Source organism: Kitasatospora sp. NPDC003701, assembly GCF_053587085.1.
In genome coordinates, this window is the sequence record NZ_JBSFNM010000014.1 from 69,600 (window position 1) to 83,343 (window position 13,744).

Here is a 13,744-nt window from a genome sequence, read left to right on the forward strand (position 1 = left end):
CCGTTGCCGATGGTCGGTCGCGGCCCGAGGGATTCCCGGGGCCGTGGATCTTCGAACGGTCTTGTTAACTGATGTTACGTCAGCTGACAGGTCCTTAACAGCCCTGTGAACTGATGTTCTTGACGGGCGTCAAGTAGTGGCACATCATGACGACGCGTCGCCGATGTTGATCGCTCTGAAACTCCGCGACGGGGGAACTGGAACTGAAGGGGGAACAGTGATGCGGACTCTGAACGTGGTGCTGATCGGCAAGGGCGGTGTCCTCGCCCGCAGCGGTGAGGCGCTGCTGTCGGCAGGGCACCGGATCCGGGCGGTGGTGACCGGCGACGCCGTGGCCCGTGCCTGGGCCGTCAGATCGGGGATCAGCCACCACGATCTCGCTGACGCGCTGCTCGACCCGGCCCGACTGTCGTGCGACCTGCTTCTCAGCATCGGGAACGACGCCCTGATCCCCGAGGCACTGCTGGCATGCGCGCAGGGGGCGAGTGTCAACTACCACTACGGTCCGCTGCCCGAGTACGCCGGCCTGAACGCACCCTCCTGGGCCGTCGCCAACCGTGAGAGCGACTACGCCATCACGTGGCACCGGATCGGCGAGCTGGTCGACGGCGGCGACATCCTCAAGCGAATACCGGTGCCGGTCGAGCCCGACGAGACCGCGCTGTCGCTGGGCGTGAAGTGCGACGAGGCGGCCGTCGCGAGCGTGGCCGAACTGGTCGGCGACATCGCCGAAGGCCGTGCGGCCGCCGTCCCCCAGGACCTGGCCGCGCGTCGCTACTTCTCCCGGCACACGCAGTTCCCCGCCGAGGGCCTGATCGACTGGGCCCGCGAGGCCGAGGACATCGTCGCCATGGTCCGGGCGACCGACCACGGGCTGTTCGGCTGCCCGCTCGTGTGGCCCAAGGCGAACGTCAACGGACGCATTCTCGCCGTCCGCGAGGCCCGCGTCGGCGTGGCGTCCCCCGGTGCCGCCCCCGGCGAGGTGCTGACCTGCGACGCGGACGGCCTGAACGTGGCCACGGCCACCGGTGCCGTCCACCTGATCCGGCTGAGCACGCTGGAGGGCGAGCCGGTCGACGCGGACAGCCTCCGGACGGAGAACGCGGTCCGGACCGGCCTGATCCTCCTGGCTCCGGGCGACGCGCTCCGGGACGGCATCACCGAGACCGGCACCCGGGCGTCGAAGACCGCCGCCCACTGGCGCGAGCGCCTCGGCTCCGACGCCCACCCGTTCCGCCTGCCCTTCACCCCGCCGGCCTCCGGCACCGAGCAGGACACCGCTCCCGTCGTCGCGCGCTGCGCCGCTCCCGGTGGAGTGGCCGCCCTGGCCGGCCTGGTGAGCACGTACCTGAGCCGGGCGACCGGGACGAACGACGTCACTCTCGCCGTCGCCGCGCCCCGCGACGGGATCGACCCCGGCTACCGGGACCTGTTCGCCGCCTGGCTGCCGCTGCGCGCCACGGTCGACCCCGACCGGACGATCGCCGACAACCTCCGGGCGGTCGCCGAGGAGTTCCGTCTCGGGCAGGAGAAGGGCTGGCTGCGCCGTGACCTGATCGGACGGGACGAGGCGCTGCGCCGGCTGTGGGACGCCGGCGGCCTGACGCCCGACGTGATGATCTCGTGGGCCGACGCGGCGGAGCCCGCGGACGGCCGGCGCCCGGCGCTGAACCTGGTCGTCCGACCCGACGGCGAGACGGTCGAGTTCCACTTCGACGCCCGGCGTCTGGCCCGCGGCGACGTCGCCCGCCTCGCCGAGCAGATCGGCGGCTGGTGCGACCGCGTACCCGGGCTGGCCGACGAGACCCTGGCGTCCGTCGACATCCTCTCGGCGTCGGAGCGCGCGTCGTTGACCGACGCCTTCAACGCCACCGACGACGACACCGTCCTCGGCCACCGCCTGCACACGCTCTTCGAGCAGGCCGCCGAGCGCCACGCCGACAACGTCGCACTGATCTGCGCCGACACGCGGCTGACCTACGTCGAGCTGAACAGCCGGGCGAACCGTGTCGCGCACACGCTGATCGAGCGCGGCATCGGCCGCGGCGACCTGGTCGGCATCGGGCTGGACCGCTCGCCCGACGTCGTCGTGGCCGTGCTGGCGGTGCTGAAGACGGGTGCCGCCTATGTGCCGGTCGACCCGGCGTTCCCGGCGGAGCGCATCCGCCAGGTGATCGACGACGCCGACCCCCGGATCCTCCTCACCCCGGCCGCGGTACCCGCCAACCTCGCCGAGTGGTCGGCGCGCTGTCTGAGCATCACCGACGCCGCCGCCGAGCGTGCCGACGCCGACGCCACCGATCCGGGCGTCGAGGTCCGGGCCGACGACCTCGCCTACGTCATCTACACCTCCGGCTCGTCCGGCACGCCCAAGGGCGTGGAGATCAGCCATGGCGCGCTGTGCAACCTGCTGGAGTCCATGCGCCGGGAACCCGGCTGCGCCGAGACCGACCGGCTGCTGGCGGTCACCACCATCTCCTTCGACATCGCGGTCCTGGAGCTGTTCCTGCCGCTGCTCAGCGGGGCCGCCACGGTCATCGCCCAGGCCCACGAGACGGTCGACGCGAACGCGCTGATCGGCCTGCTGGAGCGGCACGGGATCACGATGATGCAGGGCACGCCGGCGACCTGGCAGCTGCTGCTGGACGCGGGCTGGCAGGGCGACCCGCGCCTGGGCAAGATCCTCTGCGGCGGCGAGGCCCTGCCGCGCGCACTGGCCGACCGCCTGCTCGGCTGCGCCGACGCCGTCTGGAACATGTACGGGCCGACCGAGACCACCGTCTGGTCCAGCGTCTGGCGGGTGGAGCCGGAGGGTGACGTCGTCGTCGGCCGCCCGGTGGCCAACACCCGGCTCTACGTCCTGGACGAGAACCTCTCGCCGGTGCCGCCCGGCTTCCCCGGGGAACTGTGCATCGGCGGCGCCGGCGTGGCGCAGGGGTACCACGACGCCCCCGAGCAGACCCGGGCCCGCTTCGTCCCCGACCCGTTCCGCGCCGGCGGCACCCTGTACCGCACCGGTGACCTGGCCCGGTTCGTCGCGCCCGGCGCGCTGCGCGTGCTCGGCCGCAACGACAGCCAGCTGAAGCTCCGCGGCTACCGCATCGAACTGGGCGACATCGAGGCGACGGTGACCGCCCACGACGACATCGCCCGCGCGGTCGTCGTCGGCCGCGACGAGCAGCTGGTCGCCTACTGCGTCCGCGAGACCGCCGCGCCCACCGAGGCCGCCCACGACGAGGAGGTGCAGCGCGCCGCGCTGGCCGAGTGGGCCGGCGCCTGGGACCGCGCCTACGAGTCCGACGCCGACGACGCCGCCTTCAACCTGGCCGGGTGGCGCAACAGCTACGACGGCCTGCCGTTCTCCGCGGCCGAGATGCGTGACTGGCAGCGCGGTTCGGTCGACCGCATCCTGTCCTACGCGCCCGAGCGCGTGTTCGAGGTCGGCTTCGGCACCGGCCTGATGATGTTCGCCGTCGCGCCGCACTGCACCGCGTACCACGCGGTGGACGCCTCGGCCCAGGCCGTCGAGGTCACCCGGGACCACCTGCGGTCGCTGCCGAACGTCACGACCGAGCACCGCCCGGCGCACGACCTGCCGGCCGTGGCCGCCGGCTCCTTCGACACCGTGATCGTCAACTCGGTGGCCCAGTACTTCCCGAGCGTCGACTACCTGACCTCGGTGCTGGAGTGGGCGACCACCGCGGTGACGGACGGGCGGGTGTTCCTCGGTGACATCCGCGACCTGTCGCTGCTGCGCCTGTTCCACGCCGACGTGATCCAGTTCCGCCACGACGACCTCGCACCCGAGGAGGTCGCCGACCGCGTCGAGCGCGCGGTGCGGGCCGAGCGCGAACTGGTCGTCGCGCCGGACTACTTCGCCGACCTCCCGGCCCTGTTCCCGCAGATCACCCGCGTCGACGTCATGCTGCGCGACGGCCGGCACGTCAACGAGATGACCCGCTACCGCTACGACGTGACGATCCACATCGGCGGCGGCCCGCAGGCGCAGGCCGCCGGCACCGAGCACGACTGGCGGACCGGGTCGCTGGAGCTCGCGGCCGTGCCCGCACTGCTCGCCGGCCTCGACGGCGGGCCGCTGCGCCTGACCGACGTGCCCAACGGCCGGCTCGCCGAGGTGCCCGACCGCGTCGGGGCCCTCGGCGAGGCGACGGAACCGTACGCCCTCCCGGTGGACCCCCGCGACCTCGCCGAGGCCGCCCGGGCGGCCGGGCTCGAATGCGCGCTGCTCCCCAGCCGCTCCGGCGACAAGTGGACGTTCGACGCGGTGTTCTGGCAGCCGGGCCTGACCCCGGACCTGAGCCTGCGCCCGGCCGCCGCCACCACCGACCGCGCCGCGCTGGCCCGGTACGCGAACGTGCCCGCGGCGGGCGAGCCGGCCAAGAAGGCGGTGGGCCACCTCCTCCGCCCCTGGCTGGCCGAGCGGCTGCCCGCGTACATGGTGCCGACGTTCTTCGTCGAGCTCGACGAGTTCCCGCTCACCCCCAACGGCAAGATCGACCGCAACGCCCTGCCGAGCCCGGTCATCGACGCCGGAGCCATCGCCAAGCCCGCCAACGAGCTGGAGCGGGACATCGTCGCGATCTGGTCGGACGTCCTGGGCCACGACCGCATCGGCGTCAACCAGAACTTCTTCGAGATCGGCGGCGACTCGCTGCGCGTGGTCCGGGTCCAGACCCGGCTGGAGAAGGTGCTGGGACGGCCGATCTCCTCGGCCAAGCTCTTCGAGCACTTCACCGTCAAGGCCCTGGCGGCGCACCTCACCGGCGTCCGGACCGGCCCGACGCAGATCGCGCCGAGCCGCCGGGCGGAGGACGAGCCGATCGCCATCATCGGCATGGCCTGCCGGCTTCCCGGCGACGTGAGCAGCCCGGACGAGTTGTGGGACCTGCTGGAGCGCGGGGCCGACGGCATCAGCGAGGTGCCCGCCGACCGGTGGGACGCCGACGCGATCTACGACCCCGACCCGGACGTGCGCGGCAAGTCGGTGACACGCCGCGGGGGCTTCCTCGCCACGCCGATCGACATGTTCGACGCGTCGTTCTTCGGCATCGCACCGCGCGAGGCGCACGCGATGGACCCGCTCCAGCGGCTGATGCTGGAGACGACCTGGGAGGCGTTCGAGCGCGCGGGCTACACGCTCGACCAGCTGCGCGGAAGCCAGACCGCCACGTACGTCGGCGTCGGCAAGAACTCCTCGTACCACGAGTACGGCATCACCACCGGCGGTTCCATAGCCGACCTGGACGGTTACGTGGGGACGGGCTCCGCGCTCGCGACCGCGTCCGGCCGGATCTCCCACGTGTTCGGCCTCGAAGGCCCGACCATCACGATCGACACGGCCTGTTCGTCGTCCCTGGTGACCACGCACCTCGCCGCCAACGCGCTGCGTGACGGCGAGTGCGACCTGGCCGTCTCCGGCGGCGCGACCATCCTGCTCACGTCCAACATGAACGTCGAGTTCAGCCGGCTGCGCGGGATGTCGCCCGACGGGCTGTGCCGGTCGTTCTCCGCCGACAACGACGGGACCGGATGGAGCGAGGGCGTCGCCGTCGTCATCCTGAAGCGGCTCTCCGACGCGCAGCGCGACGGCGACACCATCCACGCCGTCCTGCGCGGCACCGCCGTCAACCACGACGGCCACGCGGCGAGCCTGACCACGCCCAGCGGACCCGCCCAGCAGAAGGTCATCCGCACCGCCCTCGGCGCGTCCGGGCTGCAGCCGAAGGACATCGACTACCTGGAGGCCCACGGCACCGCCACCCGCCTCGGCGACCCCATCGAGGGCACCGCCCTCGGCGAGGTCTTCGGCGGCAGCCACCCCGACGAACCGCTGTGGGTCGGCTCGGTCAAGTCGAACCTCAGCCACACCCAGGCGGCCGCCGGCCTGGCCGGTGTGATGAAGGTCGTCCTGTCCATGCGGCACAACGTGATCCCGCGCACCCTGCACGTCTCCGAGGCCACCCCGGACGTGGACTGGGCGGGCGCCAACATGGCCCTGGCCCGGGAACCGCAGCCGTGGCTGCCGAAGGACCGGCCGCGCCGCGCCGGCGTCAGCTCGTTCGGCATCGGCGGCACCAACGCGCACGTCATCGTGGAGGAACCGCCGGCCCCCGTCCCGTCGGACAAGCCCGCGGCGCAGCAGCCGTCGACGCTGCCGATCGTGGTGTCCGGCTCCACCGACGCCGCCCTGCGCGCGCAGGCCGAGGCGCTGCACCAGTACGTGGGCATGAACATCCAGGACCGGCTGCTCGACCTGGCGCATTCGCTGGCCACCACCCGCAGCCACTTCCGCAAGCGGCTCGTGGTGCTGGCGAAGGACCGGTCCGAACTGCTGGACAAGCTCGGTTCCTTCGCCCGCAGCGGGGAGACCCCGCCCGGCGCCGCACGGACCGGCGACAGTGCCCCGGAGCAGAGCCTGGCCCTGCTGTTCACCGGGCAGGGCAGTCAGCGGGTCGGCATGGGACGGGACCTGTACGAGAGCCAGCCGGCGTTCCGCGACGCGCTCGACGAGATCGTCGCCCACTTCACCGAACTGGACCGTCCGCTGCTCGACGTCATGTGGGCCGAGAAGGGGACGGCCGACGCCGCGCTGCTCGACCGGACCGACTTCACCCAGCCGGCGCTCTTCGCGCTGGAGGTGGCGCTGTGGCGGCTGTGGGAGAGCTGGGGCGTGCGGCCGCAGCTGCTCCTGGGCCACAGCATCGGTGAACTCGCCGCCGCGCACGTGGCCGGCGTCTTCGACCTGGCCGACGCGGCCCGTCTGGTGGCCGCCCGGGGCCGGCTGATGCAGGCGCTGCCCAGCGGCGGCGCGATGGCCTCCATCGAGGCCGGCGCCGCCGAGACCGAGGCCGCGGTGCGGGAGCTGGAGCTGACCGGCAAGGTCGATCTGGCAGGCCTCAACACCCCGACCCAGACGGTCGTCTCCGGTGACGGCGACGCCGTGCGGGCCCTGGTGGCGCACTTCGCCGGCCAGGAGCGCCGGGTCAAGGAACTGACGGTGTCGCACGCGTTCCACTCCCACCACATGGACGCCATGCTGGCCGGCTTCCAGGCGGTCGCCGAGACCGTGACGTACCGTCCCCCGACGATCCCGCTGGTCAGCAGTCTCACCGGAGCCCTGGCCGCGCCGGGCGAGTTCGAGCAGGCCTCCTACTGGGTGCGCCAGGTGCGCCGCGCGGTGCGCTTCAGCGACGGCATCGCCGCCCTGCACCGCGAGGGCGTCACCACCTTCCTGGAGCTCGGTCCGCAGCCGGTGCTCTCGGGCATGGGCGTGGCGACCCTGGCCGAGGAGACCGACCTCGCCTGGCTGCCGTCGCAGGCCGCGGGCAAGGACGGGTCCGCCGTCGCCCTGGGCAGCCTCGGCGAGCTGCACGTGCGGGGTGTGCCGGTCGACTGGCGGGGCTGGTTCGGGCCGGCCGGCGGTGAGCGGGTCGCCCTGCCCACCTACGCCTTCCAGCGCGAGCGCTTCTGGTTCGAGCCGACGGCGCAGCGCTCGGTCGGCGCCGGTCTGGACGACACCGCGCACCCGCTGCTGGGCGGCGCGGTACGGATCGCCGGCACCGAGACGGCCGTGTTCACGACCGTGGTGGCACCGGAGGAGCCGGCCTGGGTGCAGGACCACCAGATCATGGGCACCGTCCTGATGCCGGGCACCGCGTACATCGAGGCGATGCGCTCGGCCGCCGACGCCACCGCGCCCGGCGAATGGGACGTGGCCGACGTCGACTTCCTGTACCCGATGGTGTTCGCCGGCGGCGCGCCCGCCCGCCTGCAGGTCGTGGTGGGTGAGGAGTCCGAGGGATCCCGGCCGGTCCAGGTGTACAGCGCGCCGGACCGCAAGGACGGCGAGTGGCTGCTGCACGCCGAGGGCCGGATCGTGCCCGCGAAGCCCGTCACGGCGGGCTCCGTGGTGCTGCCGCCGCCGGGTGCCGAGCGGCTGGACATCTCCGCGCTCTACGACGAACTGGACGACATCGGCTACGAGTTCGGCCCGGTGTTCCGGGGCATCCAGGAGGCGTGGCAGGCCGACGGGGTGGTCTGGGCCCGGGCGGCGCTGCCCGAGGAGGCCGCGCACACCGCCCGCTCCTACGTCCTGCACCCGGCCCTGCTGGACTCGGCGATGCAGTCGCAGCTCTTCAGCATGCGGATGAACAACGCGAACCCCGAGGACGTGCTCGTGCCGTTCGAGGCCGAGCGCCTGTCGATCCGGGAGAAGGGCCTGGCGGAGGTGTGGGTCCGGGTCGCCGAGTTCGACTTGGGCGACGGCGAGTTCCACGCGTCCCTGGACCTCTTCGACTCCGCCGGCGAGAACGTCGGCCGGCTGGAGCGGATGCACGCCCGACGGGTCGACCGCGCGGTGCTGCGAAGGCTCGCCGCGCAGGGCGTCGACCGGCTCCGGTTCGAGGTGAACTGGCGGCCGACCGACACCGAGAAGGCGGAGATCGGCGGCTCCTGGGGCCTGCTGTCGCCCGGCGGCGAGGTGCCGTGGGCGGCGGAGGTGAAGCGGGCGCTGAGCCGGGCCGGTGTCCAGGCGTTCAAGGTGCGCTCGCTGGAGGAGGCCGACGAGCTCGACGGCGTCATCTGCCTGTGGGACGCCGGCAAGGACACCCTGGCCGGGGCGCACACGCTGTCCGCCGCGGCGCTCGGCCAGCTGCAGACCGCGGCCGAGAGCGGGTTCGTGCCGCCGCTGGTGTGGCTGACCCGCCGGGGCGTGGGCGTCAACGCCGACGACATGGCCACCGGGCTCGGCGCGGGACCGCTGTGGGGCCTGATGCGCACCGCGCGCAGCGAGCACCCCGACCTCGCGCTGCGCCTGCTCGACCTCGGCGACGAGGACGCCGATCTGGCCGCGCTCGCCCCGGCGCTGATGCTCTCCGACGAACCGGAGTGCGTGCTGCGGCACGGCGAGGTGCTCGTCCCGCATCTCGAACGGGTCGGCGCCTCGGGTGAGCTGACCCTGCCCCCGGAGGGCGGTTGGCAGCTGGAGATCGCCGCCAAGGGCCGGCTGGACCAGCCGCTGTCGGTGCGCAAGGTGACCCCGAAGCCGCTGGCGGCGGGCATGATCAGGGCCGATGTGAAGGCCGCCGGGGTGAACTTCCTGGACGTGCTCAACGCGCTCGGCATGGTCGAGCTCCCGGTGTTCGGCATGGAGTTCTCCGGCGTGGTCACCGAGGTCGGTGCCGGTGTCAAGTACGTCCAGGTGGGTGACCGGGTGCTGGGCCTCGGCCAGGGCTCGTTCGCCGCGGAGGTCGTCACCGACGCGCGCTGGGTGGTCCGCGTCCCGGAGAACCTCACCTTCGAGGAGGCCGCGACCGTCCCGATGGCGTTCCTGTCGGCGTGGTTCGGCCTGCACGACCTGGGCGCGCTGAAGCCGGGCGAGCGGGTGCTGGTCCACTCCGCGGCCGGCGGCGTCGGCATGGCGGCCGTCCAGCTGGCACGACTGCACGGCGCCGAGGTGTACGGCACCGCCAGCGAGCCGAAGTGGGCGGCGCTGCGCGAGATGGGGCTGGACGACGACCACATCGCGTCCTCCCGCGACCTGGGCTTCGTCGAGTCGTTCGGCCGCACCGCGCCCGGACGCGGCTTCGACGTCGTACTGAACTCGCTCGCCGACGAGTTCATCGACACGAGCCTCGGCATGCTGGGCGAGGGCGGACGCTTCCTGGAGCTCGGCAAGATCGACCTGCGGGAGCAGTCGTGGGTGGACGAGAACCACCCCGGCGTGAAGTACCGGGTCTACCACCTGCTGGAGGCCAATCCGGACCAGATGCAGGCGATGCTCGGGTCGCTGGCCGAACTGTTCGCGGCGGGCAAGCTCACGCCGCTGCCGCTGCGCTCCTTCCCGATGACGGCCACGTCCGACGCGCTGCGCTTCATGGCGCAGGCCCGGCACGTGGGCAAGGTGGTGCTGACGCCCACCGAGCAGAAGGAGTTCATCCAGCCGGGCGGTTCGGTGCTGATCACCGGCGGCGTCGGGGGTCTGGGCGGGCAGGTCGCCACCTGGCTGGCGCAGACCCACGGGGTGCGCGACCTCGTGCTCACCTCGCGGCGCGGGCCGGACGCCCCCGGCGCGGAGGCGCTGGTGGCCGCGCTGGCGGAGCTGGGCGCCACCGCCACGGTGGTGGCCGCCGACTCCGGCGACGCGGAGAGCGTGGCCTCGGTGCTGGCCCTGTTCGACGCCGACCGCCCGCTGCGCGGTGTGGTCCACGCGGCCGGTGTGCTCGACGACGGCGCGCTGTCGGCGCTGACGCCCGAGCGGCTGGACACGGTGTTCTCGCCGAAGGTGGACGGGGCCTGGCACCTGCACCGGCTGACGCAGGACGTCGAGCTGGACTTCTTCCTGCTCTTCTCCTCGATCTCGGACATCCTGGGGGCGCCGGGCCAGGGCAACTACGCGGCGGCCAACGCCTTCCTGGACTCGCTCGCGTACCTGCGCCGGGCCCAGGGCCTGCCGGCCACCTCGGTGGCCTGGGGGCCGTGGGAGGGCGAGGGCATGGCCTCGACGCTCAGCGAGCGGGACCGGGCCCGGATCAGCCGGACCGGCATGGACGCGCTCGCTCCGCAGGACGGCCTGGAGCTGCTGGAGGAGACGGTGCGCAGCGGTCGCCCGCTGACCGTCGCGGCCGCGCTGGACCTCGCCGCGCTCCAGACCTACTACGAGGGCCAGGGCGGCGTGCCGTCGCTGATGCGCTCGCTGCTGAGCACCCAGGGCAGCAGCGCCGCCCGCAGCAAGGGCGACGGCGGCGCGGGTCTGCGCAAGCTGCTCGGCCAGACCGCTCCGGCGGAGCAGGAGGCGGTCGTGCTGGACATGGTCCGCGAGGGCGTGGCCAGGACGCTGGGCTTCGCCTCGATGAACGACGTGGACCCCGGTCTGCCGCTGCAGGACCTCGGCATCGACTCGCTGACCGCCGTCCTGATGCGCAACCAGCTCGCGGACATGACCGGCCTGGCGCTGCCGGCGAAGATCGCACTCGATCGTCCGAACCTGAAGTCGCTGGCCCAGTTCCTGCTGGAGAAGCTGGTGGAGCGCGGCCTGGACGCGCCGTCGGAGGCGGCCGTCTCCGACGCCGAGGACACCGCGAGTGCGGCGGCCCCGGACGACGCGGCCGGTCCCGACCTGACGGCGGTGCGCAAGGGCTACCTGGACCCGACGCTGCGGTTCGACAACTGCCGGGGCGAGCTGGGCCGTCCGGAGTCCGTGTTCCTCACCGGGGCCACCGGCTTCGTCGGCGCCTTCCTGCTGCGCGAGCTGCTGGCCGCCGGCGTCGCCACGCACTGCCTGGTGCGGGCCGAGGACCAGGAGAGCGCCACGGAGCGGCTGACCGGTGTGCTGTCGAGCTACGGCATGTGGCAGGACGACTTCGCGTCGCTGCTGCACCCGGTGATGGGCGACCTGTCCCAGGCCCGGTTCGGGCTGACGGAGGAGGCGTTCGGCCGGCTCGCCGACGAGGTCGACGCGGTGTGCCACTCCGGCGCCCTGGTGGACTGGGTGCGGCCGCTGAGCGAGTACATCGGCCCGAACGTGGTCGGTGTGCACGAGGCCCTGCGGCTGGCGTCGACGGGCCGTGGCAAGTCGCTGCACGTCATGTCGACCTTCGGGACGCTGCCGCGCTACCTCGGGTACGAGGTCACGCCGGACGAGTTCGAGTACGGCTACGTCACCTCCAAGTGGATGGCGGAGCAGATGGTGACCGCGGCCCGCTGGCGCGGTGCCAAGGCCTCGGTCTACCGGCTGCCGTTCGTGGGGCCGTCCGCCACGACGGGCCACTTCCGGCTCGACCGCGGCGACTTCCTGCACAACCTGGTCGCCGGCAGCATGGCCCTGGGCTGCTTCCCGAGCACGGGCGCCAGTCTCGCGGCGGTCCTGCCGGTCGACCACCTGGCCCGGACCATCACCGGGATCATGCTCGACGAGCGGGACCGGATCGGCCGGGACTACGACTTCGTCAACGCGGGGGCGCCGAGCTTCGACCGCTTCTTCGAGATGGTCGGCGCGGCGGCGGGCTCCGGTGAGCTGGTGCCGTTCGACGAGTGGAAGCAGCGGGCCCTGGCCTTCGCGGTGGCGGACACCAAGAGCCCGCTGGCCCGGATCGCGGCCCTGGTGGACGGGCTGACGCCGGACAACCTGACGCTCACGTTCGGGGCCGGCCTGGCCGGCGAGCACGTGCTGGGCGGCGAGGACCACCCCGCGGCGCCGTTCGACGAGCGGTTCGTCGAGCGGTACGTCCACCGCATCATCGCCGCCGACGAGGCGGACGCCAGGAAGCAGGGCCCCGTCGGGGCGTGACGACTGCGGGCACCGGTGGAGCCGCCCCTGCGCGGGGCGGCTCCACCGGTCCCGGAGCGGTAGCCACCGGCCCCTGGGCCACACCCTCAGCGACACCCGGATCGACAGGAGAGTGGAACGGCATGAGTGCAGCATCCGAGCAGGAACCCGCCATGACGGGCACGTACCAGCCCAGCGGGACGTTCCTGCACACGTCCGCCGGCGCGCACGCCGAGAAGTTGATGCCGGTTCTGGACAAGTACCCGGTGGACGCGAGGGAGGTGGAGACGCGGCTGCCGCCGACGCGCGTGCTCAATCCCAGCTGCTTCTACCCGGACACCACCCCCACCGTCGTCGAGCAGATGAACCTCGACGACGGCCTCGCCGACAACCTGGCCCGGCAGCTGCGGTGCCAGGCCGCCATCCAGGAGAGCTTCGCCGAGGCGTCGATCGGCAGCTACTTCCCGCTGTCGACGATGTTCGAGAACTGCGTGCTGTTCATACCGTCGGCCAAGCGCTTCTACGACCTCAACCAGGAGATCGTCCACAAGCACTTCCCCGAGGTCGAGACCGCGGTGGTCAACGCCTTCGTGGTGACCGCGAACAAGCGCTCCTACGGCACCCACTCGGCCAGCGGCATCGCGCTGCAGATCCCGTCGCTGGTGAAGAAGCGGCTCGGTTTCCCGACCGAGTACCGCAGCTTCCACACCGCGGTGACGCCGACCCCGCTCGACCGGCAGCCCTTCGTGATCTTCGAAGAGGCCGAGGTCGAGGCGCCGAACCTGCAGTTCGCGTACGAGAAGATCATGGAATACGGCGTCGACAAGGAGGAGAAGGCCGCCGTCGACAAGGCCCTCTACCTGTTCCTGGAGGGCAAGCTCTCCGAGATCGACCTGCCGACCGTGCGCGACTTCCTGATGGCCAAGTACTGGGAGAAGCGGTACGCCGACACGCCCTCTCCCGGCTACTACTGCGACTCGCGGGTCGGTGACGCGCTGGTCTTCGACAACTACCGGGCCCACGGCGACGGCACGCTGCCCGGTTCGCCGAAGGACCGGCTGACGATCGACTTCCGCTGCTTCAACAAGGTGCACTACCCGGCGGGCATGTCCAGCGGCCTCGACTTCATCGTCGACCCGAACGAACGCGACTACCAGATCACCCGCAAGCGGGACTCCCTCGACTTCCTGCTGACCACGCTGGGGTACGAGGACATCGACGAGTTCCTGCACCTGGTGTTCGGCACCCGGCACAACGAACACATCAACCCCTTCGGGCTGATGACCGACCTCCAGTTCGGTGTGTACAACAAGTCCGAGTACCACCTGCTGGACCAGAACCTCGACGCCCACTACGAGCGCGTGGAGCGGCTGTACGACCAGATCGAACGGGACGGCGAGTACGTCCTGCCCGAACGCGCGAAGCAGCGCCTCCAGGCACTCGCGCAGCAGTAGGGGG

2 protein-coding genes are annotated in these 13,744 nt (G+C 72.3%); both read left to right on the plus strand.

The window, feature by feature from the left end; translation table 11 throughout:
• The first annotated feature begins 220 nt into the window (after positions 1-220).
• Positions 221-12,307, plus strand: coding sequence for an amino acid adenylation domain-containing protein (locus tag ACWDRR_RS15890; protein WP_449772766.1), 12,087 nt, complete (start codon positions 221-223; stop codon positions 12,305-12,307).
• 122 nt (positions 12,308-12,429) lie between these two features.
• Positions 12,430-13,740, plus strand: a complete 1,311-nt coding sequence (locus ACWDRR_RS15895) for a hypothetical protein (protein WP_449772767.1) — start codon at positions 12,430-12,432, stop codon at positions 13,738-13,740.
• Positions 13,741-13,744 lie beyond the last annotated feature (4 nt).